22 protein-coding genes and 1 pseudogene are annotated in these 25599 nt (G+C 70.8%); 8 read left to right on the top strand and 15 right to left on the bottom strand.

Features of this window, described 5'->3' with window-relative positions; genetic code table 11:
• Positions 1–228 precede the first annotated feature (228 nt).
• The 3 genes from ilvA to ACFZCD_RS17040 all read left to right on the top strand — a co-directional run bounded on the left by ilvA (position 229) and on the right by ACFZCD_RS17040 (position 3877).
• Positions 229–1545, top strand: a complete 1317-nt coding sequence (ilvA, locus tag ACFZCD_RS17050) for a threonine ammonia-lyase (RefSeq protein WP_391831495.1) — start codon at positions 229–231, stop codon at positions 1543–1545.
• 332 nt (positions 1546–1877) lie between these two features.
• The gene (locus ACFZCD_RS17045) at positions 1878–3020 is read left to right on the top strand and encodes an ATP-binding cassette domain-containing protein (protein ID WP_391831493.1); all 1143 of its coding nucleotides are present in this window, start codon (positions 1878–1880) and stop codon (positions 3018–3020) included.
• Positions 3017–3877 carry an ABC transporter permease gene (locus ACFZCD_RS17040; protein ID WP_391831491.1) on the top strand — a complete coding sequence of 287 codons (861 nt, stop codon included), beginning with the start codon at positions 3017–3019 and terminating at the stop codon, positions 3875–3877. The genes ACFZCD_RS17045 and ACFZCD_RS17040 overlap by 4 nt, the downstream gene beginning before the upstream one ends.
• 73 nt (positions 3878–3950) lie before the next feature.
• Here the strand turns inward: ACFZCD_RS17040 and greA are convergent, their stop codons facing one another.
• Both greA and ACFZCD_RS17030 read right to left on the bottom strand, forming a co-directional pair.
• Positions 3951–4448, bottom strand: coding sequence for a transcription elongation factor GreA (greA, locus tag ACFZCD_RS17035; protein WP_391831489.1), 498 nt, complete (start codon positions 4446–4448; stop codon positions 3951–3953).
• 313 nt (positions 4449–4761) lie between these two features.
• Positions 4762–5172 carry a DUF4307 domain-containing protein gene (locus tag ACFZCD_RS17030; protein WP_391831487.1) on the bottom strand — a complete coding sequence of 137 codons (411 nt, stop codon included), beginning with the start codon at positions 5170–5172 and terminating at the stop codon, positions 4762–4764.
• A 124-nt stretch (positions 5173–5296) separates the two neighbouring features.
• Between ACFZCD_RS17030 and mca the strand changes: the two genes are divergently transcribed.
• The 3 genes and pseudogenes from mca to ACFZCD_RS17015 all read left to right on the top strand — a co-directional run.
• Positions 5297–6166, top strand: coding sequence for a mycothiol conjugate amidase Mca (mca, locus tag ACFZCD_RS17025; protein WP_391831486.1), 870 nt, complete (start codon positions 5297–5299; stop codon positions 6164–6166).
• 4 nt (positions 6167–6170) lie between these two features.
• Positions 6171–6398: a hypothetical protein gene (locus tag ACFZCD_RS17020; RefSeq protein WP_391831484.1), complete on the top strand. Its 228-nt coding sequence runs from the start codon at positions 6171–6173 to the stop codon at positions 6396–6398.
• Between the two features lie 208 nt (positions 6399–6606).
• Positions 6607–6765, top strand: a pseudogene (locus ACFZCD_RS17015) (DUF255 domain-containing protein); the annotation flags it as partial.
• Positions 6766–6798: 33 nt separating this feature from the next.
• On the opposite strand, the gene ACFZCD_RS17010 reads toward ACFZCD_RS17015, so the two are convergent.
• The 7 genes from ACFZCD_RS17010 to ACFZCD_RS16980 form a co-directional block, all read right to left on the bottom strand.
• Positions 6799–7206 carry a type II toxin-antitoxin system VapC family toxin gene (locus tag ACFZCD_RS17010; RefSeq protein ID WP_391831482.1) on the bottom strand — a complete coding sequence of 136 codons (408 nt, stop codon included), beginning with the start codon at positions 7204–7206 and terminating at the stop codon, positions 6799–6801.
• Complete coding sequence (locus ACFZCD_RS17005) at positions 7203–7475, bottom strand: hypothetical protein (protein ID WP_391831480.1); 273 nt, start codon at positions 7473–7475, stop codon at positions 7203–7205. Before ACFZCD_RS17005 ends, ACFZCD_RS17010 begins: the two co-directional genes overlap by 4 nt.
• Before the next feature lie 138 nt (positions 7476–7613).
• Positions 7614–9068 (bottom strand): CBS domain-containing protein, encoded by a 1455-nt coding sequence (locus ACFZCD_RS17000; protein ID WP_391831478.1) that lies wholly within the window; start codon positions 9066–9068, stop codon positions 7614–7616.
• 495 nt (positions 9069–9563) lie between these two features.
• Positions 9564–10097: a hypothetical protein gene (locus tag ACFZCD_RS16995; RefSeq protein ID WP_391831476.1), complete on the bottom strand. Its 534-nt coding sequence runs from the start codon at positions 10095–10097 to the stop codon at positions 9564–9566.
• Between the two features lie 26 nt (positions 10098–10123).
• Positions 10124–12106, bottom strand: coding sequence for a hypothetical protein (locus ACFZCD_RS16990; RefSeq protein WP_391831474.1), 1983 nt, complete (start codon positions 12104–12106; stop codon positions 10124–10126).
• Positions 12103–13266 (bottom strand): purine phosphorylase, encoded by a 1164-nt coding sequence (locus tag ACFZCD_RS16985; protein WP_391831472.1) that lies wholly within the window; start codon positions 13264–13266, stop codon positions 12103–12105. Before ACFZCD_RS16985 ends, ACFZCD_RS16990 begins: the two co-directional genes overlap by 4 nt.
• Positions 13267–14010, bottom strand: coding sequence for an NUDIX domain-containing protein (locus tag ACFZCD_RS16980; protein ID WP_391831470.1), 744 nt, complete (start codon positions 14008–14010; stop codon positions 13267–13269).
• Positions 14011–14607: 597 nt separating this feature from the next.
• Here ACFZCD_RS16980 and ACFZCD_RS16975 point away from each other — a divergent pair.
• Positions 14608–16668, top strand: coding sequence for a thioredoxin domain-containing protein (locus tag ACFZCD_RS16975; RefSeq protein ID WP_391831468.1), 2061 nt, complete (start codon positions 14608–14610; stop codon positions 16666–16668).
• 125 nt (positions 16669–16793) lie between these two features.
• Here ACFZCD_RS16975 and ACFZCD_RS16970 read toward each other — a convergent pair whose 3' ends face one another.
• From ACFZCD_RS16970 to ACFZCD_RS16960, 3 genes are all read right to left on the bottom strand, one after another.
• The gene (locus ACFZCD_RS16970) at positions 16794–17420 is read right to left on the bottom strand and encodes a TetR/AcrR family transcriptional regulator (protein WP_391831467.1); all 627 of its coding nucleotides are present in this window, start codon (positions 17418–17420) and stop codon (positions 16794–16796) included.
• A 10-nt stretch (positions 17421–17430) separates the two neighbouring features.
• The gene (locus tag ACFZCD_RS16965) at positions 17431–18969 is read right to left on the bottom strand and encodes an MFS transporter (protein ID WP_391831465.1); all 1539 of its coding nucleotides are present in this window, start codon (positions 18967–18969) and stop codon (positions 17431–17433) included.
• A 180-nt stretch (positions 18970–19149) separates the two neighbouring features.
• The gene (locus ACFZCD_RS16960; RefSeq protein ID WP_391831464.1) at positions 19150–19908 is read right to left on the bottom strand and encodes a hemolysin III family protein; all 759 of its coding nucleotides are present in this window, start codon (positions 19906–19908) and stop codon (positions 19150–19152) included.
• Positions 19909–20194: 286 nt separating this feature from the next.
• On the opposite strand from ACFZCD_RS16960, the gene ACFZCD_RS16955 reads away from it, so the two are divergent.
• Entirely contained in the window at positions 20195–22024 is a 1830-nt protein-coding gene (locus tag ACFZCD_RS16955; RefSeq protein WP_391831462.1) for a phosphoenolpyruvate carboxykinase (GTP), read from the top strand.
• Positions 22025–22113: 89 nt separating this feature from the next.
• Here ACFZCD_RS16955 and ACFZCD_RS16950 read toward each other — a convergent pair whose 3' ends face one another.
• From ACFZCD_RS16950 to ACFZCD_RS16940, 3 genes are all read right to left on the bottom strand, one after another.
• Positions 22114–22536, bottom strand: coding sequence for a hypothetical protein (locus tag ACFZCD_RS16950; RefSeq protein WP_391831460.1), 423 nt, complete (start codon positions 22534–22536; stop codon positions 22114–22116).
• 73 nt (positions 22537–22609) lie between these two features.
• On the bottom strand, positions 22610–23821 hold the full coding sequence (locus tag ACFZCD_RS16945; RefSeq protein ID WP_391831458.1) for a pyridoxal phosphate-dependent aminotransferase: 1212 nt from the start codon (positions 23819–23821) through the stop codon (positions 22610–22612).
• Positions 23822–23908: 87 nt separating this feature from the next.
• A complete protein-coding gene (locus ACFZCD_RS16940) occupies positions 23909–25564 on the bottom strand; it encodes an amidohydrolase family protein (protein WP_391831456.1) in 1656 nt (551 codons plus the stop codon).
• Positions 25565–25599 lie beyond the last annotated feature (35 nt).

Below are 25599 nucleotides of genomic sequence, written 5' to 3'. Positions count from 1 at the left end.
GTGGCGGACAATCCGCTCGACCGGTGCCTGACAATCCGCTCGGTATGCATGGATATGCGCTGCGATGCGCTCCGGAATCGGCGGCACGATATGCGCCGGTCACGACGGTCGTTACGTAAACGAACTGCAAATGAGGCTCGGGGGAGGGTGGGCCGGGGGCGGACGAGGCTCGGTCGAGCCGCACGCAAGCCGCACGCGAGCGGCCGGCCCGGCTGCCACACTGGCCCCATGGCTGCACAGGCAGCAAACGGATCGAATGGATCGAACCGGCCGGACGGAACGGACTGCCCGGACGGAACGGACCGCCTGGACGGAGCCGCGGAGCCCGCTGCCCCCGCCCCGCCCGCCGTCACCCTGGACGACGTCCTCCGGGCCCGGAAGGTCCTCTCCGGCGTCACCCGCGTCACCGCCCTGGAAGGCAGCCGGCACCTGTCGGGCCTGATCGGCGGCCCCGTCCACCTCAAGTGCGAGAACCTCCAGCGGACCGGCTCCTTCAAGGTCCGCGGCGCGTACACCCGGATCGCCGGGCTGACGGCGGGGGAGCGCGCGGCGGGGGTCGTGGCCGCCAGCGCGGGCAACCATGCGCAGGGCGTGGCCCTGGCGGCGGCGCTCCTGGGCGTGCGCTCCACGGTGTTCATGCCGGCGAGCGCGCCCCTGCCCAAGGTCGCTGCGACGCGCGCGTACGGCGCGGAGGTGCGCCTGGACGGCCAGGTCCTGGACGAGGCGCTGTCCGCCGCCCGGCAGTACGCCCGCGCGACCGGCGCCGTCTTCGTCCACCCCTTCGACCACCCGGACGTCGTCGCCGGTCAGGGCACCGTGGGCCTGGAGATCCTGGAGCAGTGCCCCGAAGTGCGCACGGTCGTCGTGGCCATGGGCGGCGGCGGGCTCGCGGCCGGCATCGCGACCGCGGTCAAGGCACTGCGGCCGGACGTGAGCGTCGTGGGCGTGCAGGCGGCGGGCGCGGCCGCGTACCCGCCGTCGCTGGCCGCCGGGCGTCCCGTGGCGGTCGCGGAGCCGGTGACCATGGCCGACGGCATCCGGGTGGGCCGCCCCGGGGGCGTGCCGTTCGGCATCGTCCGGGAACTGGTCGACGGGGTCCGGACGGTCTCCGAGGACGCGCTCGCCGGGGCGCTGCTGCTCTGCCTGGAGCGGGCCAAGATGGTCGTGGAACCGGCAGGTGCGAGCCCGGTGGCGGCGCTGCTGGCCGATCCCGACTCGTTCGAGGGACCTCTGGTCGCCGTGTTGTCGGGCGGCAACGTCGACCCGCTGCTGCTGCAGCGCGTCCTGCGGCACGGCATGGCGGCGGCCGGCCGCTATCTCAGCCTGCGGCTGCGGCTGACCGACCGCCCGGGGGCGCTCGCCGCCCTCCTGGAGGTGCTCTCCGCCACCGACGCCAACGTCCTGGACGTCGGCCACGTCCGCACCGACCCCCGCCTCGGCCTGGCCGAGGCGGAAGTGGAACTGCACCTGGAGACGAAGGGGCCCGCGCACTGCGACGAGGTGGCGGCGGCCTTGCGGGACGCGGGATACCGGATGACCGGCTGACCACCGGCCCGGCTGACCGGCGGCCCGGGACCACCGGCCCGGCCTACCGGCTGACCACCGGCCCGGCCGACCGGCCGACCGGCCGACCGGCTGACCGGCTGACCACTTCCCCGGCTGCCCGGCTGACGGCCGGGCGCGAACCGGGGCGCACGACCGGCCGCGCATGACCGGCGGCTGAGGGGAAGACGGAGGGGAAGCCGCGCGAGGAAAGGGGGTTGCGAGGGTCGGCTGCGGGGGCGCGCTCTGCACAAGCGGGGCGCACCGTTCACAGCGCGGGACGCCCACATCGAACGTAAAATCATCCAATACGTCACCCAGCGGGGAGAACTTCCATGCCAGGCGCCATATATGCCGAAGGCCTGGTGAAGACCTTCGGCGACGTCAGGGCTCTGGACGGCGTCGATCTCGACGTACCGGAAGGAACCGTTCTAGGACTGCTCGGCCCCAACGGCGCCGGCAAGACGACAGCGGTACGTGTCCTCACCACTCTCATCAAACCCGACAGCGGATCCGCCTTCGTGGCGGGCATCGACGTCCTCAGGAAACCCGACGAAGTCCGGCGCTCCATCGGCCTCTCGGGCCAGTTCGCCGCCGTGGACGAATATCTGACGGGGCGTGAGAACCTGCGGATGGTCGGCCAGCTCTACCAGATGTCCGCCCGTGACGCGAAGGCCCGCGCGAGCGAGCTGCTGGAGCGCTTCGACCTCGCCGACGCCGCGGACCGCATCGCCAAGACCTATTCGGGCGGCATGCGCCGCCGCCTCGACCTCGCCGCCGCCCTCGTCGTCAGCCCGCCCGTGATGTTCATGGACGAGCCGACCACCGGCCTCGACCCGCGCAACCGGCAGGGCCTGTGGGAGGTCATCCAGGAGCTGGTGGCCGGCGGCACCACCCTCCTGCTCACCACGCAGTACCTGGAGGAGGCCGACCACCTCGCGCACGACATCTGCGTCGTCGACCACGGCAAGGTCATCGCGCGCGGCACCTCCGACCAGCTCAAGGCCCGTACGGGCGGCGAGCGCGTCGAGGTCGTCGTGCGCAGCCCCGAGCACATCGCGACCGCCGACGAGGTCCTGCGCGGCTTCGGCAAGGGCGCGTCCTCGGTCGAGAAGCACACACGCAAGGTGACCGTGCCGGTCTCCGGCGGCGCGAAGCTGCTCGCCGAGGTCATCAGGGAGCTGGACGCCCGCGGGATCGGGATCGACGACATCGGCCTGCGCCGTCCGACGCTGGACGACGTCTTCATCTCGCTCACCGGCCATGCGGCCGAGGCGGACGCGGGCGCGGACCTCGGCGCGGACGCGGTGGAGCCCGGCGGTCCGGGCGAGACCGGCGAGGCGCCGGCGGCGGCCGGCCCGCACGAGGATCCGTACGAGGGCCGGCACCAGGGCCCGCACGAGGATCCGCGCAAGGACCCGGACGAGGGCCCGCACGAGGATCCGCGCAAGGACCCCCGCAAGGAGGTCACGCCATGAGCGTCGTCGGAAGCCCGGCCTCCAGGGCCGCCGCCCTCCGCCTCCGCGGCGGCCTCGGCCGCTCCGTGCGCGACTCGCTGGTCGTCGCCAAGCGGAACCTCATCCGGATGATCCGCATCCCCGAGGTGGTCATCTTCGGGCTCATCCAGCCGATCATGTTCGTGGTGCTGTTCAGCTACGTCTTCGGCGGCTCGATCGCCGTCGGCGGCAGCACGGACCCGACGATCTACCGCCAGTTCCTCATGGCGGGCATCTTCGCCCAGACGGTCACCTTCGCCACGGCCGGCGCCGGCGCGGGCATCGCCGACGACATGCACAAGGGCCTCATCGACCGCTTCCGGTCCCTGCCCATGGCCCGCGGCGCCGTCCTCACCGGCCGTACGCTCGCCGACCTCGTCCAGACCGCGCTCACGCTCGTCGTGCTGGCGGTCGTCGCCGTGATCGTGGGATGGCGGACGCACGCGGGCATCCCCAAGGCCGTGGCGGGCTTCGCGCTGCTGCTCCTGCTCGGCTACGCCTTCTCCTGGATCGGCGCGCTGATCGGGCTGTCCGTGCGCACGCCGGAGGCGGCCACCTCGGGCGGGCTGATCTGGCTCTTCCCGCTCACCTTCATCTCCAACGCCTTCGTGCCGGCCGACAACATGCCGACGGTGCTGCGGCACATCGCCGAGTGGAACCCCTTCAGCGCGACGGTGCAGGCGGCGCGCGAGCTCTTCGGCAACCTGCCGCCGGGCTACCCGGTGCCGGACGCCTGGCCGATGCAGCACCCGGTGTGGGCGTCGCTGATCTGGTCCGTGCTGATCGTCGTGCTGTTCCGGACGCTGGCGGTGCGGAAGTTCCGGTCGGCGACGGCGTGAAACGGCGGAAGGCCCTCCCGTCCCCCGGAGGGGCGGAAGGGCCTTCCGCGCGATGTGATGCGCGATCCGGCCGTCAGCCGGTGTACGGCTTGGCCTCCAGGATGCGGACCATGGCCTTCTTGCCGTTCGGCAGCTCGTACTGGGCGTCCTCGCCGATCTTCTTGCCGTTGACGCCGGAGCCCAGCGGGGACTGCGGCGAGTACGTCTCGATGTCCGAGCTGGCGTACTCGCGGGAGGCGAGGAGGAAGTCCAGCGTGTCGTCCGGGTCGCCGTCGAAGGCGATGGTCACGACCATGCCGGGCGCGACGACGCCGGTGGCCGCGGGGGCCTCGCCGACCTTCGCGCTCTCCAGGAGCTGGGTGAGCTGGCGCACGCGGAGCTCCTGCTTGCCCTGCTCCTCCTTGGCCGCGTGGTACCCGCCGTTCTCTCGCAGGTCACCCTCCTCGCGGGCCGCGGCGATCTTGGCCGCGATCTCGGTGCGAGCGGGACCAGACAGGTACTCCAGCTCGGCCTTGAGCTGGTCGTACGCCTCCTGAGTCAGCCAGGTGACGTTGTCGCTGGTCTGGGTCACAGGTGCTCCTCGTCGGTACTGGGGAATGCTTGGGGATACATCGCGATAACAAATGAACGCCCTACTCAGAAGGGTGCACCTTCAAAGCGGGGCGAAACCACGAGCCTAACAATTGGGTCCGGAAAGGGGGAAGAAGTAAACGGGAGAAATCACGCAAGAATCGCGTTAACGCAGGTCAGGGCGGGTCGATGCGGGCCGTAGAGACCCCGTATGCGCCATGTCGGGACCGGATCGGGACCGGAGCGGCACCCGGCCGGGGCCGGGCGGGCCTCCTGGTCAGGCCTCCTGATCAGGCCTCCTGGTCAGGGCCGCGTCAGCGCCCCGGCACCGCCCGGCAGCCCTCGAGCTCCGTCGCCGCCGCGTGCTGCGTCGTCCGCACGATGACGAACTCGGTGAAGTGCTCCTCGCGGCGGTCCAGCGTGACGTCCTTGCGGCCGACCTCGGAGCCGTCGCTGCCGAGCGAGCGCAGCGTGCACACGCCGGTCTGGTCCTTCCCCTTGCGGATCTCCACGACAGCCTGCACGGCGTTGTCCGAGACCGGCTTCGAGCGCAGGAGCTGGCCGGTGACGTCCGTCTTGGTGATGTAGTGGACGCCGGACCAGGCGATCACGCCGAGCAGCCCGGCGCCGAGCACGGCGCCGACGATCTTGAGCTTGCGGTCCGCGCGCGCGTCCGCCGAGCGGCCGTAGCGGCCCTCGGGCAGCCCTTCGCGCGCCGCAGTCATGATCTTCCTCCGGGTCGGTGCTGGTCGGGAGAAGAGGAATGAAACGCCTCCCTCTTCGGTCACTATAGGAGGCGCCCCGACACACCGATAAGACGGGCCATGACCCAGTGACTGAGGACGAGTCTTGACTGAGCAGCTGCGACTGATGGCCGTGCATGCCCACCCCGACGACGAGTCGAGCAAGGGCGCGGCCACGATGGCCAAGTACGTGTCCGAGGGGGTGGACGTGCTGGTGGCCACCTGCACGGGCGGCGAGCGCGGTTCCATCCTCAACCCCAAGCTCCAGGGCGACCCCTACATCGAGGAGCACATCCACGAGGTCCGCGCCAAGGAGATGGCCGAGGCGCGCGACATCCTGGGCGTCAAGCAGGAGTGGCTGGGCTTCGTCGACTCCGGCCTGCCGGAGGGCGACCCGCTGCCGCCGCTGCCGGACGGCTGCTTCGCCCTGCAGAACGTTGAAGAAGCAGCCGAGGCGTTGGTGCGGCTCATCCGCGAGTTCCGTCCGCACGTGGTCACCACGTACGACGAGAACGGCGGCTACCCGCACCCCGACCACATCATGACCCACAAGATCTCCATGGTGGCCTTCGAGGCGGCCGGCGACCCGTCCCGCTACCCCGAGGCCGGCGAGCCCTGGCAGCCGCTGAAGCTCTACTACAACCAGGGCTTCAACCGCCCCCGCACCCAGGCGCTGCACGACGCGCTGCTGGAGCGCGGCATGGAGTCGCCCTACGGCGAGTGGCTGGAGCGCTGGCACACGATGGGCCGCGAGCGCACGCTGACCACGTACGTGCCCTGCGGGGACTTCTTCGAGATCCGCGACAAGGCGCTGATCGCGCACGCCACGCAGATCGACCCGGACGGCGGCTGGTTCCGCGTGCCGCTGGACCTCCAGCGCGAGGTCTGGCCGACGGAGGAGTACGAGCTGGCGAAGTCTCTCGTCGGCACGTCCCTCCCCGAGGACGACCTCTTCGCGGGCATCCGCAACAATTGACCCCATGATGAGCTCCCTCGCCGCCACGCAGCTGGTGCCGCTCGCCGAAGAACTCGACAAGAACAAGGTCACCCCCGGTGTCCTCGGCTTCATCGTCTTCGCCGTCATCGGCGTGGCGGTGTGGTTCCTGATGAAGAGCATGAACAAGCACATGAAGCGGGTCGACTTCGCGGAGGAGCCGGCGGCCGACGCGGAGCCGGCGTCCTCGGCTCCGGCCTCGAAGGCTTCCTGACGACGGAGGCTTTGTGACGGCGGGGGCTTCCTGACGGCGGAGGCGCTCGGCGGCGGCCGCCGCCGGTCCCGGACCGGCGCCGGCCGCTGAGCGCTGTCCGGCTCCGGACGGTCCGGTCCCCGGCCGCCGGGGGCACGCCGCCCGGCCGCCCGGACACGGCCCCCGGGCCACCCGCCCGGGAGGGCACCCCGTGCGCAAGGATGGGCCCATGCCCAACCGCCTGGCGCACGAGACGTCCCCCTACCTCCTCCAGCACGCCGAGAACCCGGTCGACTGGTGGCCGTGGTCGCCCGAGGCCTTCGCCGAGGCCCGGCGCCGGAACGTGCCGGTGCTGCTGAGCGTCGGCTATTCCAGCTGCCACTGGTGCCAGTGAACTCGTCAACCCAGTAGTCGGCGGCGCTCACACCTCTCTGATGATCACGCGGCTGCCGCAGAGCTTCGACCAGTCGTCGCGGTCGGAGGTCAGAACGACTGCTGGAGCCGGGACGCGGAGCGCGAGCGCGGCGACGAGGGCGTCGATCGCGTACTTGTGCCCGTGCAACCCGCCTGCGTCCTGAAGAAGCTTCACTGCGGTCAGGGAGTCCTCCTGATTGACCGGCTCCACCCGCAGCCGGGACAGCACCCACTTCAAGCGCGCCAGATCGGTCTTCCCGTGCACGGCTTCGACGATGGTCAGCGCAGACACGAGGACGGGGACTCCGACCTGCCGGGATGCCTCGATGCGTGCCACCATCTTGCGGTCGTTGCGGAGGAGCAGGGAGAGCGCCTCGGAGTCGAGCACCAGCGAGCGAGCCGGCTGCTCCTTCACGCGGCGCCCCGCTCGACACCCTCGGCGCTCTCGTCTCCGAACAGCTCGCGACGAGCGGTTTCGATCTCCTGCTCCGTGAGCGCGCCGTGTGCTTCCTCGTGGGCCGCGACGATCTCGGCGAGCCCGTCCATGGCGAGCTGGTGCCGGACAGCTTCGGTGATGTAGCTGGACAGGCCGCGGCGGCCGGTGCGAGAGCGCAGCTCGCTGACCAGCTCCGCGGGCATGGAGACGGAAATGTTCTCGGTGGTCCCGGCTCGGGTCGTCTTCACAGCTCTAGTGTAAGACAAATTCTATTACAGAGGGGGGTTCCTTGGTGGAGTGGAAGGCTTCGATGTCCTGCGGTCACCCGTGAGGGAGACCGTCTCCGTCCGGCGGTCACCCGGCCGGAGCGGGGTGACCGCCTCGCCTCATCCGCCGTGCTCGCGCAGAAGTTCGATCATGTTGCGGAGCATCGGTATCGCCGAGTCGCCGGCCTTGTCCTTGTCATTGAAATGCATCAGTTCATTGCGGATCTCGCGCAGCTCGTCGAGGCGGGCGATGAAGGACTTGCGGTCCAGTGGCCAGCCCAGCTTGTCCCACTGTTCCTGATTGCCCAGGACCTGGTGGTAATCCCCGTAGGACAGCTGATCGAAGGTGGTGAGCTTCCGGCGTCCGTCCGGATCGCAGAGCGCGACCACCTCCGTGAGGTCCAGACCCTCCGAGATGGCCCGTCGCAGTTGCCGGTCGAGGTCACCGATGAGCAGGAATGGCCGGGCCGTGGCGCCGTATTCCGCGGCTACGTCGGCGACGGTGATGATGCCAGCGATCTGACTCGTCTGGTCCTTGACCAGGAGGAAGCCGAACCGTTCCAGATTGGGCAGGACGTCGATCAGGTGGTCGGCATAGCTGACCGCGTGAGCGGGGACGATGGCATCGGAGAAGGGGGCCTCCGAGTGCGCGTAGCGCGCGCGGGCGATGGATTCCCAGGTGACGGCACCCCGCAGGTTCCGAGGCCCGTTCAGCACCGGCAGTTGCGAGTACTCGTTGAGCCGCATTTTGGTGAACGCTTCTTCGAAGCTCGCCGAGGAGGAAACCGACACCACTCCCTTGAGAGCCGAGGGCAGGTTGCCGACCGTCTGGCCCTGGACGGGCTCCTCCTTGTATTCCTCGTCGCCGGATGTGGCGGCAGGCCCCGGTGTGCCGGATTGCCTCGGCTCCTCCTGCCCCGCCACCAGCCCCTGCTCGGCCGCCTCCTCCTCGTCCTCGGTGTCCCCGGAAGGGCCGGTCAAGGTGACCCGGTCATCGATCCCCACGGCTGTGAAGTCCGGAACTGTGGACAGGCCGTGGTTGGCCAGTTCGGCGGCTACCCGCTCGGTCACCAGGTAGCCGCGCCGGGATGCCCCCCACCAGCCCAGCAGGTCCCGGACGGTGACTGTGACCGGTGCGTCGGCGTCCGCCTGCCTCCGGGCGTCCTTCAACCGGGCGTGCCGGGCGGCGGAGTCTTCCGCCGAGACATCGCCGGAAGGCGGCAGCTCCGCCGCCGTGTCCAGGAGCCTCTGCCGCACAACGTCCAGCAGGGTGCCGTCGTCCAGTGCCCAGGCTGTCCACCCGTCGTAGGGCCCGCGCCCCGTGGCGGCGGCGGCTGCCGCCGAAGGAGACTTGAACCGCTGGCCGTCACTCAGCTGGATCCTGCCGTCTGCGGTCACCTGAGCGAGGTATTCCTGCCCGGCCCGCCGCTGCCGGAAAGTGAGGCGCGCCCCCGCGCTCAACAGACCGGCGCGGACGAGGTCGGAAACTAGCACCCGCCGCCCTTCGATCAGATAGGAGGCTCGCCCCAGAGGCTCGTCCGCACTGCCGTCCACTGCGTCATCGGTGTCAGTCATCGGGTCTCCCGGTCGCCTGCCTCGGAACGCTGTGATCATCGCAGAGCTGCGTCCGGCATCGATGCGGATTCCGGACGATTGCTTCGCCGGGGATAGCCGGGGACGGCTGGGACGGGCCGGCCCTGGGGGACGTGGGTGTGGGCGGCGGGGTGCACAGCCCGTGCTGCTCGGCATCGGGTACAGCTCGTGCCACTGGTGGCAGTGAACTCGCACAAGGCGGTTGCACTGCAAAGTACGGCCACTACGACGGTGGTGGGCCCGTACGCCGGGGAGGCTGTCGCCCACACCCAGCCCACCGGCTCCGGCTGCATGCGGCCCACACGCACAAGTACGGTTCGGCCAAGCTGCCCATCAAACTGGCCGACGGACGGACCTAGACACTTGACTTGGACGAACTGCCCGAGCCCGAGTCGGAATCCTGCTGACTGTACAGCGGAGTTCGAGTCGCACCCTGCGACGGGAGGTGCCGTGCGCGTGCCTGGCGAGGGCCTGGTACTACCGCTCCGTACGACGCAGGAACTGCCAGCCCAGTACAGCCAGGGCGAGCGTCTGGCCCAGAGAAGCGAGCACGAGCAGAGGCTGAACGACGGGAGAGCACCAGAACGCGGTCGTGCAGACCATAGGCAGGACCAGGTACGTGAACAGGTCCACCGCAGTCTGGAGCCGCTTGCGCACGGTGCGGCCCGCAACGTTGCGGTGGTAGACCTCCCAACCGAACACTGCGCCGTCGGCGGAGGTGAGTTGCCCCAGGCGCGGTCCTAGACGGTCGCGGACGTAGCAGCCGATCGCCGAGATCTTCTCGTCGTTGACCAGGTAGGTCCAGCCCAGGATCAGACAGATCGCGGGAACGGAGAGCAACAGACGGGACTGCCTGCTCTGGGCGGTGATCGCCACGACCGCAGTGGCTGCGGCGAGCGTGAAGTAGAGCAGGTTGTCGCGAAACCCTATACGGGTCTTCTGTTCCTCCTTGAGCCGGTCGTACTCGGCCAGCAGGATCTTGCCCTCGGTGACGTCATCCGTGCAGGTCACAGGCACTCCTATGCTCGAGTCAAGGATCAGTCGGCGATCTGGAAGGGCGCCAGGCTGTCGGGGCCGTGCCGTTCGAGCCAGCTCTTCCCGTCCGCCGCTATCCCTTCCAGGAGGCGGAAGGTGTGGGTGGAGCCGGCCGCGCTGAGGTTGATCTCGGAGATTTCCTGCGAATCCTCGGTCGGTGCCAGTTGATGGGCGTCGGCGTCCTTGACGCGGATCTTTCTGGCCGGTCCGTTGGTGAGGACGAGCTCCAGGTCGTAGCCGGTGTCGGCGTTCTCCGTCACCTGCACGGAGGTCAGTGCGTCGAACCGGTAGTTGCTCCGCTCCTCGTTCCTGCGCGTCGCGTCGGAAAAGTTGAACTCGGAACTGATCTCGCGGATACCGTCCTGGGTGAACAGGAACAGGCGGAAGACGTAGTGTGAGTACCGCCATGGGCCTCCTCGGACCCGGCCCCGCTTGTACGAAGGAGCCGGGGCTACCAGAATGGTGTGGGTGATCAGGTCGCGCCAGGTGAGCCGGTGGTGCCGGAGTGCCTCATCGACGAACGTCGTCTTATCGCAAGCGAGCCAGGTCTCCATCTCCAGTTCGCTGGGGCGCGTGGCGTCCAGGAACGACTTCCAGCGCTGGTAGGCGATCTGTCGTGCAGCCAGATTCTCCGAGTACTCCTGAACCTCCCGGTCCAGCCGGTGCTCTTCACGCCGTACCTCCAGCCATCGGTAAGCGGTCGCGTGCCCGGACCAGGCCGCACCGAGCACGGCCAGGAACGCCCACAGCGCTTGCGGTTGGGCGGCCCCGGAGGCCGCCGTGCCGAACGCGGCCAGGGCTGCCGCGACCAGAACAGCGAGGGCCGCTATGGTCAGGGCCTTCGTCCTGCCCGGTGTCTGGTCCTGGCGGTGTTGATCGAACAAGGTGCCGTTGTTGTAGCGATCTCGGGCGTCCTCGGCGAGGTACCGGATCAGCCAGTCGACCCGCTCCACAGCAATCCGGCTCTCTCGGTAGAGGTCCGCGATCTCGGCGGCGAGGCTGCTGCGGAGATGAACCGTGTGGGCGAGCCAGGCGTCCGAGGTGAACCCGTGGGGCCGGCGAACGCTGAAGTAGTGATCGAACGAATGGCGGACGCGCTTGGTGAACCCGTCCTCGGCGGAGGCTGGGTCGCGCGGGTGCGGGACGCGGGCCCCGGCCGCGAGGCCCGGCCTGGGCTCCCGGCCCCACCACCGGACGCCGAAGCGGGCCGCGGTCAGGCCCGCGCCGAGTGCCACGGGTAACTCGACGATTGCCCGGGCCGGATCCGCGATCAGTGCCAGGACCCAGAGGAGCGCACTGCTGACGACGAACAGGGCCGCCCGGACCGGGAGGGCCGCCTTGGCGGCGGCAGCGGTGCTCGGGCGGGGCGGAACGGCCCGCGCCCCGATGGGGGCGGGTGCGAAGTAGGCCCAGACCCGCTGGGCCCGGTCGTTGTCGAAGCGCTCTGCCCTGGCACGTCCGAGGGTCTCCGCCCACAGGTCGTCCTTCAGCCCTCCGGTGAGTATGACGTCGAGGTGGCGGAGGATCGCGTCGTGCTGGCGGAGCGGCAAGTCTTGTAGCTGCTTCAGCACTGGGCCGGTCTCGCTGCCGGTGGTGCTGAGTACCGCCAACAGGTCGAAAGTGACGCGCAGGGCTTCCTTCCACTCGTCCTCGGCGTAGTGCCGCACGAGCCGGGAGGCGTAGCGCAGCCGCTCGACCTCCTCGGTGGTCAGGTCGTGGTGGGTGCGTGCGCTGAGCATGGCGAGCACCCAATGGAAGCGAACCTCCGCGCCGTCGTAGCCGCGGGCGATCGCATCAGTGATCATTTCGCGGGCTCGGCTGGGGACGCCGTCCTCCAGAAGCTGTACGCCGACCCGGTACTTCTCCTGCGGCGAGGCGTCCGGGTGGACCATGTAGATGTTGGAGTCGTGTACGGTCTCGGCCTGGATCCCGATGGTGGAGTTGTACGCCGCCGAGTTGTACGCGGCACCGCCGTTGTGGCTCATGCCAGGTCACCGGCAGCAGCAACCATGGGAGCCAACGTGGCCACCAGCGCGGGGCACTCCGCGACCAGCCCGCGCAGCCTCTTGAGCGTCATGACCGTCCGCTTCGACGATTCAGGTGTGTGCTCCCCGGCCGACCGGAGGGCGGAGTCCAGATCGGTCAGGTCCTCCCGGTAACTGTCCTCGTCGAGGGCGCCCTCGGTGCGGTGCCACCCCAGCTGCTCGCGGAATCCGTTCAGTTCCGTGATTAGATCCGTCGGACCGGGTGCCTCCGTGGCCGCGTTCATGTGGACACTGCTGCCCGTGACTGAGCCGGCCATGATGCCGACGGTGCTGTTGTGGACGGTGTTGCGGACGCGCCGGTCGAACCGGTCGGCCGAACGGGCCCTCTCATCAAGGGGCGTTGCGGCCTCCTCCTGCTCGCCCACCAGTTCCACTGCCAACCGGATGGCGAACGCCGCCGCGTTCGCTGCGGCCCGCGGCTGCCAGTTGTGGTCCTCCGAACTGTTCTTCGTGCCGTCCGCCCGGTCGCTGATCCCCCGGACGATGGCCACCGGCGCTCCACTGAGGTGGCCGGCCTGGGCCACACCGGCCGCCTCCATCTCGATGGCGAGCGCATCGTTGTAGTGCTGTCGAATCCACTTCGCCTCGGCCGAGATCCTCGAGTTCTGTACGATCTCGCCGGCGGCGATCGCCCCGAAACGCACCTGTGGTCCGTCCTCGTGACCGGGTGTGGGGTCCGCCCAGTCGTCCAAACGGGCCAGGTGCGAGGCGAGCTGGCTGATGCCGTGCGGCGCTTCCCATGCCCGGGGACGGGCTTTGAGTCCGTCGTCCTCGCTGGTCCCGCCGTGGTAGGCGTACACGTGTGACGCCATCACCACGTCACCCAGCCTGGTGGCGTCCCATAGGGCGCCGGCGACTCCGACGAACAGCACGGCCACCGGCGAGAACTCCTGGATCGCGCGTTCCGCGATCACCGCGGCAGAATGGTTCCCCTTATTCGTCAGGCCGAGCGCTACGCGGCACGGTGTGCCGCGTACGGTGCCCACTTCGAACCGGGTACCGCGCTCATGGCGATGCACCTGAAGATCTGCCAGCCTCTGGCGCACGGACTGATATTCAAGATTCAGGGCGGTGAGAATCACCACCGGGCCTTTCGGCATCTACTCCTCTTCCCCTCTCGTGTTCTCTTCCGTCGCAGATGGCGCGGGTCGGATCAGCGGTGGGAACAGCACGGTGTTCGGACCGGCCCGGTACAGCCGTGCGGGCCGTCCTCCCGTGGTCCTACGGTCCGTGCCGGCGGGGACGATGAATCCCTTCGCAGCTTGGACCTTTCGATAGAAATTGCGGGTGTCGAGCGGGGTACCCCAGACGGCCTCGTACACCTGCTGCAGCTCTGTGATGGTGAAGCTCTCCCCGCAGAACGCAGTCGCCAGTGCCGAGAATTCGATCTTGGTGCGCGCGCGTTCGATCCCGTCCGCGGCGATTCGGCGGTGATCGAAGGCGAGGACAGCCTCGCCGGACAGGACGGCTTCTGCGGGAATCCACGCGGCGTCGGTGGCATCCGTCCCCGCGACAGGGTCGGGCAGCCCCGGTGCGATCGCCAGGTGAGCTACGGAGACGACTCGGCCCCGCGGGTCGCGACCTGGGCTTCCGTACACGGCCAGCTGTTCAAGGTGCACCGAGCCGGAGGTCAGGGCCGTTTCCTCACTCAGTTCGCGGTGGGCGGCGTCCAGAATCTCCTCGCCATCGTGGCTGAGGAATCCTCCGGGTAGCGCGAGTGCGCCCCGGAAGGGATCCTCGCCCCGCTTCACCAAGAGGACATGCAGACGACTCTCGCGCAGCGTCAGGATCACGAGATCGACCGTCAGTAGGACAGCAGGCGGTGACCATGCCTTAACTCGCATGCGCAGCAAGGTACTTCAGTTACTGTCACTTGCACAAGAAGAGGGCTGTTGAGATCGGCTCACCGCTCGAACCTGTGGTTATGGTGCGCACGGATGGTCAGCTGGTGGTCGAACATGTCGACTTGCATCCGCCCGCAACGTCGCGTTCCCGCTCGCGACTGGCGGGGCTAGTGGAATCGATGGCAGAGCGGGGCAGCCGTAGCCCGTTCGGGTCGATGAACCGCGACCGGATGCTGAACTTGGGCCGGTTGCGTAAGGAGCTGCCCCGTTGATGGGATCTTCCAGCGACGCGATCTTGATCGGTTCCTGGCCGGGCCGGCTAAACGATCGCTTACGGGCTGGCATGGCATCCGCAGCGTGGTGCAGCCGGTCCGAAGGCGGGGAGCGATCCGGTCGCCAGCGAACGACGACTAATCCGAGCGCTATCGGTCGGATGTCGAGAGAGAGACCTCTCCGTCCTGAAGGGGTCGGGCCGCCCGGTTCGAAGGAGGCGTGAGCTGGCCACCACGTGATGGCCCACAAGTGTAATTCAGCCAAGCTAAGCGATCCCGTGAAGGCTTCATCGGCCGCGCCAGGCGCTGTGAGAGGCTGGATCGTATGAACCGGTTGGCTGGTATGACCTCGCCTTATCTGCTTCAGCACGCTGACAATCCGGTCGACTGGTGGCCGTGGGGACCCGAGGCGTTCGAGGAAGCGAAACGGCGTGATGTACCCGTTCTGCTCTCGGTCGGCTACTCCGCGTGCCACTGGTGTCACGTGATGGCGCACGAGTCCTTCGAGGACGAGGCGACCGCCGCGCTCCTCAACGAGCACTTCGTCGCCGTCAAGGTGGACCGCGAGGAGCGGCCCGACGTCGACGCCGTGTACATGGAGGCGGTCCAGGCCGCGACCGGCCAGGGCGGCTGGCCCATGACGGTCTTCCTCACGCCCGAGGCCGAGCCGTTCTACTTCGGCACGTACTTCCCGCCCGCCCCCCGGCACGGCATGCCCGGCTTCCCGCAGGTCCTCGAAGGCGTACGGGCCGCGTGGCGCGACCGGCGCGAGGAGGTCGGGCAGGTCGCGGGCCGCATCGTGCGGGAGCTCTCCGAGCGCACCCTCGCCCTCGGCGTCCCCGCGGACAAGGACGCGCCCGCGCAGCCGCCCGCCGCCGAGGAGCTGGGCGCCGCGCTGCTCGGGCTGACCCGCGAGTTCGACGCGGTGCGGGGCGGCTTCGGCGGGGCCCCGAAGTTCCCGCCGTCCATGGCGCTGGAGTTCCTGCTGCGCCACCACGCCCGCACGGGCTCCGAGGGAGCCCTGGAGATGGCGCAGGCGACCTGCGAGGCGATGGCCCGGGGCGGCATCTACGACCAGCTCGGCGGCGGCTTCGCGCGCTACTCCGTCGACGCGGAGTGGGTGGTTCCGCACTTCGAGAAGATGCTCTACGACAACGCCCTGCTCTGCCGCGTCTACGCGCATCTGTGGCGGGCCACGGGCTCCGGGCTCGCCCGCCGCGTCGCCCTGGAGACGGCGGACTTCCTCGTCCGCGAGTTGCGCACCGAGCAGGGCGGCTTCGCGTCGGCCCTGGACGCCGACAGCGACGACGGCAGCGGCCGGCACGTCGAGGGCGCCTACTACGTGTGGACGCCGCAGCAGCTGCGCGAGGTGCTCGGCGAGGAGGACGCGCTCCTCGCCGCGGCCCACTTCGGCGTCACCGAGGAGGGCACGTTCGAGCACGGCAGCTCCGTCCTGCAGCTCCCGGACTCCGAGCAGCTCCTCGACGCCGGCAAGCTCGACTCCGTACGCCGCAGGCTCCTCGCGGCGCGCGAGCAGCGGCCGCGGCCCGGCCGTGACGACAAGGTCGTGGCCGCCTGGAACGGGCTGGCCATCGCCGCGCTGGCCGAGACCGGCGCCTACTTCGACCGGCCGGACCTCGTCCAGGCCGCCACCGACGCCGCCGACCTCCTCGTCCGTACGCACATGGACTGGCACGCCCGGCTCTTCCGCACCTCCCTCGACGGCGAGGCGGGCGCCCACGCGGGCGTCCTGGAGGACTACGCCGACGTCGCCGAGGGCTTCCTCGCGCTCAGCGCCGTCACCGGCGAGGGCGTGTGGGTGGACTTCGCCGGCCTGCTCCTCGACACCGTCCTCGCCCGGTTCACGGGGCCGGACGGCACGCTCTTCGACACGGCGGACGACGCGGAGACCCTCATCCGCCGCCCCCAGGACCCCACGGACAGCGCCACGCCCTCCGGCTGGACCGCGGCGTGCGGCGCACTCCTGACCTACGCGGCGTACACGGGCAGCACGGCGCACCGCGAGGCCGCCGAGCGGGCGCTCGGGGTGGTGCGGGCACTCGGCCCGCGGGCGCCGCGCTTCATCAGCTGGGGGCTGGCGGTGGCCGAGGCGCTGCTCGACGGGCCCCGCGAGGTCGCCGTCGTCGGCCTGCCCGACGATCCCGCCACGGCCGACCTGCACCGCACGGCCCTGCTGTCCACGGCCCCCGGCCTCGCCGTCGCCGTGGGCCCGCCGCCGCCCGCGGACGAGCCCACCGCCGTGGAGGTCCCCCTCCTCGCCAACCGCCCCCTCGCCGACGGCCGCCCGGTCGCCTACGTCTGCCGCGGCTTCGTCTGCGACGCCCCGGCGACGGACCCGGAAACGCTGACGCTGCGCTTGAGCTGAGGGAGTGCGGTGGCGCCAGGGGCCGGGGGCGGCCCCCGACCCCGGGCGCCGCGGCGAGTCACCACCGGCGGCGGCCCGGTGGTGCCGTGCGGGCCGCAGGCCGCCCGTATCGCTCGGCGCGGGGCTTACAGCGTCAAGCCCCGGCCCAAGACGTCCAGCGTGCGTTCGACGAGCGCGATGACGTCCTCCGTCTGGCCGCGCTCGTCCCAGTACAGGAGCGCCTCGTTCATCGCGGCGAAGATCGCGGCGACGACGATGCGCACTTCGATGTCGTCCGCAGCCCGCCCGGTGCGCTCGGCCAGGACGCCGCAGAGCATGTGCCCCGATTCGCCCAGCCCCTCGGCCGCCCGGCGGCGCAGCGCGGGCACCTCCCGCATGAGCCGGGCCCGCTGGCGGAACTCGGTCATGTCGCGGGCGACGATGTCCCGCATCGAGGCGATGGCGCCCTGCCGGACGGCCTCGACCGGCGGCTCCTCCGCGGGCCGCGCACGGATCGCGGCCTCCAGCGCCGGGTCGTACTCGTCGGTGAGGACGATGTCCTCTTTCGTCGGGAAGTACCGGAAGACCGTGCTGGGCGAGACGTCGGCGGCTTCCGCGATCCGGTCGACCGGCGTCGCGTCGTAGCCCTGTTCTTCGAAGAGCCGGTACGCGGCACGGCGGATCGACTCACGGGTCTGGATCTTCTTCCGCTCGCGCAGTCCGAGCCGGGGCGGCGCGGCCTGTGCGACGGAAGGTGTTTCTGCGGGGGCCATGCCTGCATTCTCAGGCATCGGCCTTCCGGGGGACCACCTCGCGGGCGCCCGTCCCGGCGGGCTCGGCGGGGGCCCTGCCGGGCAGGAAGACGGCGGTGAGCAGCGCGGCGGCGACGGCCGCGATGCCGCAGGCGAGCAGGGCGAGGTCCAGGCCGTGGACGAACGCGGCGTCCGCCGACCGGGCGAGGGCCGCGTCGCCCAGCCGCGCGGCGACCTGGTGCGCGGCGACGACGGAGTCGCCCGCGGCGTCGGCCGCGGCGCGTGGCAGGCCCTGCGTGTCGAGGCGGTCGGCGAACGAGCCGGCGATCAGGCTGCCGAGCACGGCGACGCCGATCGCCCCCGCGACCTGACGTAGCGTCATCAGCAGTCCGGAGCCGCTGCCCGCGCGGTCCCGGGGCAGCGCCCCGAGCGCGCCGTCCATGGCGGGGATGATCCCGAAGCCGAACCCGAAGCCGGCGATCGTCAGCCACAGGGCGGTGAAGCCGTAGCCCTCGTGGACGTCCGTGCGGCTGCCGGTCAGTGCCGCGGCGGCCAGGAGCAGCAGGGCGCCGGGGATGACGACGCGGGGGCCGGCGCGCCGGACGAGGGGCCCGGTGGCGCGGGAGGCCACGAGCAGGCCGCCCATCATCGGCAGCATGCGCAGCCCGGTGCCGAAGGCGTCCTGGCCCTGGACGGTCTGCAGGTGCTGCGGCACGACGAACAGCAGGCCGGTGAGGACCAGGGTCGCCAGGGCCGCGGCCAGGGTGTTCCAGCGGAACGCGCGGTCGCGCAGGAGCGTGACGTCCAGGACCGGCCGGGCCGCCCGCCGCTCGCGCAGCACCAGGGCAGTGAGCAGGACGGCGGCCGTGGCGAGCGCGGAGAGCACGAGCGGCGAGGCCCAGCCCCGCGCCGGGCCCTCGTTGACGCAGGAGACGAGCGCGGCGAGGCCGGTGACGGTCAGGGCGGTGGACAGGAGGCCGACCTTCGGCGAGGCGGGGTCGCGGGTCTCCGGGAGGAGGAAGAGGCAGGCGGCGATGCCGAGGGCCACGAGCGGGACGTTGACGAGGAAGACCGAGCCCCACCAGAAGCGGTCGAGCAGCCAGCCGCCGACGACCGGGCCGAGCGGCAGGCCGAGCGCGGAGGCGGCGGAGACCGCCCCGAGGGCCTTGGAGCGCTCCTCGGCGGGAAACAGCGACGGCAGCACGGACAGGGCGAGCGGCATCATCAGCGCCGCGCCCGCGCCCAGGACCACGCGGGCGGCGATGACCTGTGCGGGGCTGGTGACGAAGGCGCCGGAGAGGGAGCCGGCGAGGAATGTCCCGAGGCCGGCGAGGAGCATGCGGCGGCGGCCGAACCGGTCGCCGAGCAGGCCCGCGGGGAGCATCAGGGCGGCGAAGACGACGAGGTAGGAGTCGGCGATCCAGGTCTGCTCGGCGGCGTCGGCGCCGAGCTGGGCGGCCATCGCCGGCAGGGCGACGTTGAGGATCGTGCCGTCGAAGCCGAGGACGAGCATGCAGGCGACGAGTGCGCCGAGGGCCCACCAGCGGCGGGGATCGGGCCGGGTGCTCATGGGCACACCTCCGCAATCAGCGAGTTGGAGTCAAATGACAGTAACTCTCAAAAGACTGAGACTGTCAATCGGCAGTAACCTTCGCTACGGTGAGGTGTGCGGACGGCCACGGGGGTGTCGTCCGGGCATGCAAAAACGGCCGCGACCTCAGGGGTCGCGGCCGTTGCGGGTGGGCGGGGCTCAGGCGTGGTTGTAGGCCACCAGGGAGATGCCGACGTAGTGCACGATGAACGCCGCCAGCGTGAGCGAGTGGAAGACCTCGTGGAAGCCGAACCACCGCGGCGACGGATTCGGCCGCTTGATGCCGTAGATCACGCCGCCCGCGCTGTAGAGCAGGCCGCCGATGACCACCAGGACGAGGACGGCGATGCCGCCCGCGCGCAGGAAGTCGGGCAGGAAGAAGACCGCGGCCCAGCCCATGGCGATGTAGCAGGGGATGTAGAGCCAGCGCGGCGCGCCGAGCCAGAAGACGCGGAAGGCGATGCCCGTCACCGCCGCCGCCCACACGGCCCACAGGAGCACCTGCCCCCGGCTGCCGGGGACCAGCAGCATCGTCAGCGGGGTGTACGTACCGGCGATGATCAGGAAGATGTTGGCGTGGTCGAGGCGGCGCAGCACCGCGTTGACGCGCGGGCTCCAGTTGCCCCGGTGGTAAAGGGCGCTGATGCCGAACAGGGAGCCCGCGGTGAGGACGTAGACCGCGCAGGCGATCCGGCCGCGGGTGCTGTCGGCGAGGGCGGTGAGGAAGACGCCGGCGATCAGCACGGCGGGGAACATGCCCGCGTGCAGCCAGCCGCGCAGGTGCGGCTTGACCGGGGGCGGCGGCTCGGCGGGCGTGAGGGCGGCGGAGGACGCGGCGTCGGCAGGGAGGGCTGCCGCAGCCGCGGCGCCGGCGGGCGCGGGGAGCGCGGAGGGCGCTGCGTCGGGCGCGGGAGTCATGCGCGACATGCTACCTACGCCACCGTAAGTTACGGATCAGTATCACGTGGCGATGGTCACGGGGGTGCCCCCTGGACAGAATGTCAGCGGAGTCGGATGATCAAATGAGTGCGGGCGGCACCGGATGAGCGGTCACGAAGCGTCTGGGTCGCAGCCCCCAAGGGGCACCATCCAGTGAGTACGGACTTCGCGGGCCGGGCAGGCACAGCCGGCAGCGGTCGGCGGATCCGTTCAACCCTCAATATCGACGCCGGGGCAGCGTGGTTTCCGGCGGGACGGAGCGATCGTGGCGCGCAGCAGTGCGGCTCCCACCACCCCCACCCAGCACCAGGAGCTGATCTCCTGGGTCGACGAGATCGCCGCCCTCACCCAGCCGGACCGCGTGGTCTGGTGCGACGGCTCCGAGGCGGAGTACGAGCGCCTGTGCGAGGAGCTCGTCGCCAAGGGCACCTTCACCAAACTCGACCCGGTCAAGCGCCCCAACTCGTACTACGCCGCCTCCGACCCCAGCGACGTGGCGCGCGTCGAGGACCGCACGTTCATCTGCTCCGAGAAGGAGGAGGACGCCGGTCCGACGAACCACTGGAAGGCCCCCGCCGAGATGCGGGAGATCTTCCGGGGCAAGGACGGCGACGGCGGCATCTTCCGCGGCTCCATGCGCGGCCGCACCATGTACGTCGTCCCGTTCTGCATGGGCCCGCTCGGCTCCCCGCTGTCCGCCATCGGGGTCGAGATCACCGACTCGGCCTACGTCGCCGTCTCCATGCGCACCATGACCCGGATGGGCCAGGCCGTCCTCGACGAGCTCGGCACCGACGGCTTCTTCGTCAAGGCCGTCCACACCCTCGGCGCGCCGCTCGCCGAGGGCGAGGCCGACGTCCCCTGGCCCTGCAACACCACCAAGTACATCTCGCACTTCCCCGAGGACCGCGAGATCTGGTCCTACGGCTCCGGCTACGGCGGCAACGCCCTGCTCGGCAAGAAGTGCTACGCCCTGCGCATCGCCTCCGTCATGGCCCGCGACGAGGGCTGGCTGGCCGAGCACATGCTCATCCTCAAGCTGACCCCGCCGCAGGGCGAGGCCAAGTACGTCGCCGCGGCCTTCCCGTCCGCCTGCGGCAAGACCAACCTCGCCATGCTGGAGCCCACCGTCTCCGGCTGGACGGTCGAGACCATCGGCGACGACATCGCCTGGATGCGCTTCGGCGAGGACGGCCGCCTCTACGCCATCAACCCCGAGGCCGGCTTCTTCGGCGTCGCCCCCGGCACCGGCGAGCACACCAACGCCAACGCCATGAAGACCCTCTGGGGCAACTCCGTCTTCACCAACGTCGCCCTCACCGACGACGGCGACGTGTGGTGGGAGGGCATGACCGAGGAGCAGCCCGCCCACCTGACGGACTGGAAGGGCAACGACTGGACCCCGGCCTCGGAGACCCCGGCCGCCCACCCCAACGCCCGCTTCACCGTCCCCGCCTCGCAGTGCCCGATCATCGCGCCCGAGTGGGAGGACCCCAGGGGCGTGCCGATCTCGGCCATCCTCTTCGGCGGCCGCCGCGCCTCCGCCGTCCCGCTGGTCACCGAGTCCTTCGACTGGCAGCACGGCGTCTTCCTCGGCGCCAACGTCGCCTCCGAGAAGACCGCCGCCGCCGAGGGCAAGGTCGGCGAGCTGCGCCGCGACCCCTTCGCCATGCTGCCGTTCTGCGGCTACAACATGGGCGACTACATGGGTCACTGGATCAAGGTCGGCAAGGACCGGGACCAGGCCGCCCTGCCGAAGATCTTCTACGTGAACTGGTTCCGCAAGGACGCCGACGGCCGCTTCGTGTGGCCGGGCTTCGGCGACAACAGCCGCGTCCTGAAGTGGATCGTCGACCGCCTCGACGGCCGCGCCGAGGGCGTCGAGACCCCCATCGGCATCCTGCCGACCCGCGAGGCGCTCGACACGGAGGGCCTGAACATCTCCGGCGAGGACCTCGACCTGCTGCTCACGGTGGACACGGAGGTGTGGCGCGAGGAGGCCGCGCTCATCCCCGAGCACCTCAACACCTTTGGCGACCACACGCCCAAGGAGCTGTGGGACGAGTACCGGGCGCTGGTCCAGCGGCTGGGCTGACCCTTCGTCGGGCCCCTCGTCCGGCGTGCGCCGCCCGCTCCGGGAATCCGGAGCGGGCGGGTCCTGCCGGCGGGTCCCAGTGGTGGGTCCTAGCGGCCGGGGCCGGTGAGACCCAGAGCCGCGGCGTGGGCGGCCAGGCGCTCGGCGGCGAGGGCCTCGCCCGCCGTGTCGCCGGCCGTCGTCGCCACGGCCAGGGCCTGACCGGCCAGCTGGTGGGCGCGCTGATGGAGAGCGGCGATACGGGCGGGGGCGGCGTGACCCGCCGACGGGGCCGCGCGGAAGGGTGCGCTGCCGCGCATGCGCGTGATGCGGTCGGCGAGCCGGTCCGCGGCGTCGTCCAGGGCGCGGGACGGCGTGAGGGCACGGAGCTCGTCGGTCATGGTCAGCAGCGCGGTGAGATGCCCCGCGAGCCGGATGTCCAGCTCTTCCTCGCGGGAGCGGTGCAGGCCGCGCATGCTGGAGCACTGTGCGGCCATGGTGTGGACCGATTGCGTCCGGATCGGCTCGTACATGGGATGGCCTCCTGGGAATGCCTCAGAAGGCCATCCTAACTTAGACGGCGTCTAAAGTTGTGCTGTCTATAGATTACGGCTGGCCGTAGCCGTCCAGGAACTTCCCGATCCGCGTCACCGCGTCCGCCAGGTCCTTCGCGCTCGGCAGCGTGACCAGGCGGAAGTGGTCCGGCTCCGGCCAGTTGAAGCCCGTGCCGTGGACGACCATGATCTTCTCGGCGCGGAGCAGGTCCAGCACCATCTGCCGGTCGTCCTTGATCTTGTAGACCTTGGGATCGAGGCGCGGGAAGGCGTACAGCGCGCCCTTGGGCTTCACGCAGGTCACGCCGGGGATCTGCGTCAGCAGCTCGTGCGCGACGTCGCGCTGCTCCAGCAGCCGGCCGCCCGGCAGCACCAGGTCGTTGATCGACTGCCGGCCGCCGAGGGCCGTGGCCACGGCGTGCTGCGCGGGCATGTTGGCGCACAGGCGCATGTTGGCGAGAATCGTCAGGCCCTCGATGTAGCTGTCGGCGTGGGCCTTGGGGCCGCAGACCGCCATCCAGCCGCTGCGGTAGCCGGCCACCCGGTAGGCCTTGGACAGGCCGTTGAAGGTGAGCGTCAGCAGATCGGGGGCGATGGCGGCGGTCGGGGTGTGCGTGACGCCGTCGTAGAGGATCTTGTCGTAGATCTCGTCGGAGCAGACGATCAGGTTGTGGCGGCGGGCGATCTCGGTCAGGCCGCGCAGCATCTCGTCGTCGTAGACCGCACCCGTGGGGTTGTTGGGGTTGATGATGACGAGGGCTTTGGTGCGGTCGGTGATCTTGCGCTCGATGTCGGCGAGGTCCGGCATCCAGTCCGCCTGCTCGTCGCAGCGGTAGTGCACGGCGGTGCCGCCGGCGAGGGAGACCGAGGCCGTCCACAGCGGATAGTCCGGGGCCGGGACGAGGACCTCGTCGCCGTCGTCGAGCAGCGCCTGCATCGACATCTGGATCAGCTCCGAGACGCCGTTGCCGAGGTAGACGTCCTCGACGGACAGCTCGATGCCCTTGGTCTCGTAGTGCTGCACCACCGCGCGCCGGGCGGACAGCAGCCCCTTGGCGTCGCCGTAGCCGTGCGCGTCGCCGACGTTGCGCAGCATGTCCTCGAGGATCTCCGGCGGGCACTCGAAGCCGAAGATGGCCGGATTGCCGGTGTTCAGCTTGAGGACGCGCTCTCCCGCTGCCTCCAGCCGCATGGCCTCCTCGAGCACCGGGCCACGGATTTCGTAGCAGACGTTGGCGAGCTTCGTTGACTGGATCACCTGCATGACGGCCACCATACGGGGGTGCCGGGCGGGGCGCGCGCCCTTTCGGCCCCCGCCGCGGAGCGTGCGCCGGGCCCCTCCGGTCCGGCCTCAGCCCGCCGGGGTGCGGCGCACGGTCCGGCCCGCGAGGACGCCCGTCCGGCGGCCGTCTTCCATCACAAAGCGTCCGGCAATCAGGACATAAGGAATGCCGGTCGGAAGGCTTCGCGGGGCTTCGAAAGTGGCACCGGCAGCCACCGTCTCCGGATCGAAAAGAACGAGGTCCGCACGGTGTCCGAGCCGGACGAGACCCCGGTCGGGGAGCCTCAGGCGCGCCGCGGGGCGCGACGTGAGATGCGCCACGCACTCCTCCAGGGAGAAGACGCCGAGGTCCCGCGCGTACCGACCGAGGTAGTGCGGGAACGTTCCGTAAGCGCGCGGGTGGGGCTTCGCGCCGTGCAGGATGCCGTCGCTGCCGCCCGTGTGTACGCGGTGCCTCATGATCGCGCGGACGTTCCCCTCGTGGCCCACGTGCTGCAGGACCGTCGGCCCCAGCCGGTCGGCGATCAGCAGGCGGCGCGCGGTGGCCCACGGCTCCTCGCCGTGCTCGCGGGCGGCCCCGGCGACGGTCCTGCCGACGTGGGCCGCGGCCAGGTCCGGGTCGGCGACGCCCGAGATCTCGATCGCGTCCCAGTCGACGGGCACGCCGTGGCAGCCGTCCGCGCCCTCGGTCTCCATCGCGTACCGGATGCGCTCGGAGACCGCTTCGTCCCGGAGCCGTGCCAGGACCGCCTCCGGGCCGCCCTCGCCCGCCCAGCTCGGCAGCAGCGCGACGAGCGTGGTGCAGCCGGGGGTGTACGGGTACGTGTCGAGGGAGATGTCGGCGCCCGCGGCGAGCGCGGCGTCGAGCAGGGCCAGCAGCTCGGGGGCGCGGCCCTCGTTCACGCCGAAGTTCATGGTGGCGTGGGCGAGGTGCAGGGGACAGCCGGCGCGGCGGGTGAGGGCGATCATCTCCTCGTACGCGGCGAGGGCGCCCTTCCCGTACGAACGGTGGTGCGGGCAGTAGTAGCCGCCGTGCGCGGCGACGACCCGGCACAGCTCGGTCAGCTCGGCGTCGGAGGCGTACATGCCGGGCGTGTACGTCAGCCCCGAGGACATGCCGACCGCGCCCTGCGCCAGGCCCTCGGCGACGAGCTGCTTCATGCGCCCGGTCTCTTCCGGGGTCGCCGGGCGGTCCTCCCAGCCGACGACGAGCGCGCGGACGGTCCCCTGGGGGACGAGGTAGGCGGCGTTGACGGCGATGCCCTCGCCGGCGAAGCCGTGGTCGAGGCGGTCGAGGTACTCGCCGACGGTGCGCCAGGTGAAGTCGACGGAGGTGTCGCCGGGGCCGCCGCCGTTCCAGCCCGTGATCTGCGCGCGGACCTCCGCGAGGGTGCGGTCGTCGACGGGCGCGTACGAGAGGCCGTCCTGGCCGATGACCTCCAGGGTGACGCCCTGGGCGGCCTTCGCCTCGTGCGCGGGATCGCGGAGGAGGGCGAGGTCGCTGTGCGCGTGCATGTCGATGAACCCGGGGGCCAGGGCGAGACCGTCCGCCTCGATGACGCGGCGCCCACTGGGGCGGCGCCGGCCGGGACGGTGTCCGCCGGCGCCGGGGCCGCCCTCGCGGGCGATGGCGGCGATGCGTCCGCCGTCGAGGCCGACGTCGGCCCGGTAGGAGGGCCCGCCGGACCCGTCGATGACGCGCACGTTGCGGAAGACCGTGTCCATGGGCGCTCCTCGTGAGGCCGGGTCCTTCGGGTCCT

Origin of the sequence: Streptomyces sp. NPDC008001, from assembly GCF_042958085.1 — a bacterium.
Classification (GTDB): domain Bacteria; phylum Actinomycetota; class Actinomycetes; order Streptomycetales; family Streptomycetaceae; genus Streptomyces.
The sequence above is the reverse complement of the archived record's forward strand: the minus strand, read 5'-3'. Positions and strand labels throughout refer to the sequence as shown.

Excerpts from the sequence above, each read along its gene's own strand:
- ilvA (WP_391831495.1), top strand. The coding sequence starts at position 229 with ATGGCTGCACAGGCAGCAAACGGATCGAATGGATCGAACCGGCCGGAC.
- ACFZCD_RS17045 (WP_391831493.1), top strand. The coding sequence starts at position 1,878 with ATGCCAGGCGCCATATATGCCGAAGGCCTGGTGAAGACCTTCGGCGAC.
- ACFZCD_RS17040 (WP_391831491.1), top strand. The coding sequence starts at position 3,017 with ATGAGCGTCGTCGGAAGCCCGGCCTCCAGGGCCGCCGCCCTCCGCCTC.
- ACFZCD_RS17030 (WP_391831487.1), bottom strand. The coding sequence starts at position 5,172 with ATGACTGCGGCGCGCGAAGGGCTGCCCGAGGGCCGCTACGGCCGCTCG.
- ACFZCD_RS17020 (WP_391831484.1), top strand. The coding sequence starts at position 6,171 with ATGATGAGCTCCCTCGCCGCCACGCAGCTGGTGCCGCTCGCCGAAGAA.
- ACFZCD_RS17000 (WP_391831478.1), bottom strand. The coding sequence starts at position 9,068 with ATGACTGACACCGATGACGCAGTGGACGGCAGTGCGGACGAGCCTCTG.
- ACFZCD_RS16990 (WP_391831474.1), bottom strand. The coding sequence starts at position 12,106 with ATGAGCCACAACGGCGGTGCCGCGTACAACTCGGCGGCGTACAACTCC.
- ACFZCD_RS16985 (WP_391831472.1), bottom strand. The coding sequence starts at position 13,266 with ATGCCGAAAGGCCCGGTGGTGATTCTCACCGCCCTGAATCTTGAATAT.
- ACFZCD_RS16980 (WP_391831470.1), bottom strand. The coding sequence starts at position 14,010 with ATGCGAGTTAAGGCATGGTCACCGCCTGCTGTCCTACTGACGGTCGAT.
- ACFZCD_RS16975 (WP_391831468.1), top strand. The coding sequence starts at position 14,608 with ATGAACCGGTTGGCTGGTATGACCTCGCCTTATCTGCTTCAGCACGCT.
- ACFZCD_RS16970 (WP_391831467.1), bottom strand. The coding sequence starts at position 17,420 with ATGGCCCCCGCAGAAACACCTTCCGTCGCACAGGCCGCGCCGCCCCGG.
- ACFZCD_RS16965 (WP_391831465.1), bottom strand. The coding sequence starts at position 18,969 with ATGAGCACCCGGCCCGATCCCCGCCGCTGGTGGGCCCTCGGCGCACTC.
- ACFZCD_RS16960 (WP_391831464.1), bottom strand. The coding sequence starts at position 19,908 with ATGACTCCCGCGCCCGACGCAGCGCCCTCCGCGCTCCCCGCGCCCGCC.
- ACFZCD_RS16950 (WP_391831460.1), bottom strand. The coding sequence starts at position 22,536 with ATGTACGAGCCGATCCGGACGCAATCGGTCCACACCATGGCCGCACAG.
- ACFZCD_RS16945 (WP_391831458.1), bottom strand. The coding sequence starts at position 23,821 with ATGCAGGTGATCCAGTCAACGAAGCTCGCCAACGTCTGCTACGAAATC.
- ACFZCD_RS16940 (WP_391831456.1), bottom strand. The coding sequence starts at position 25,564 with ATGGACACGGTCTTCCGCAACGTGCGCGTCATCGACGGGTCCGGCGGG.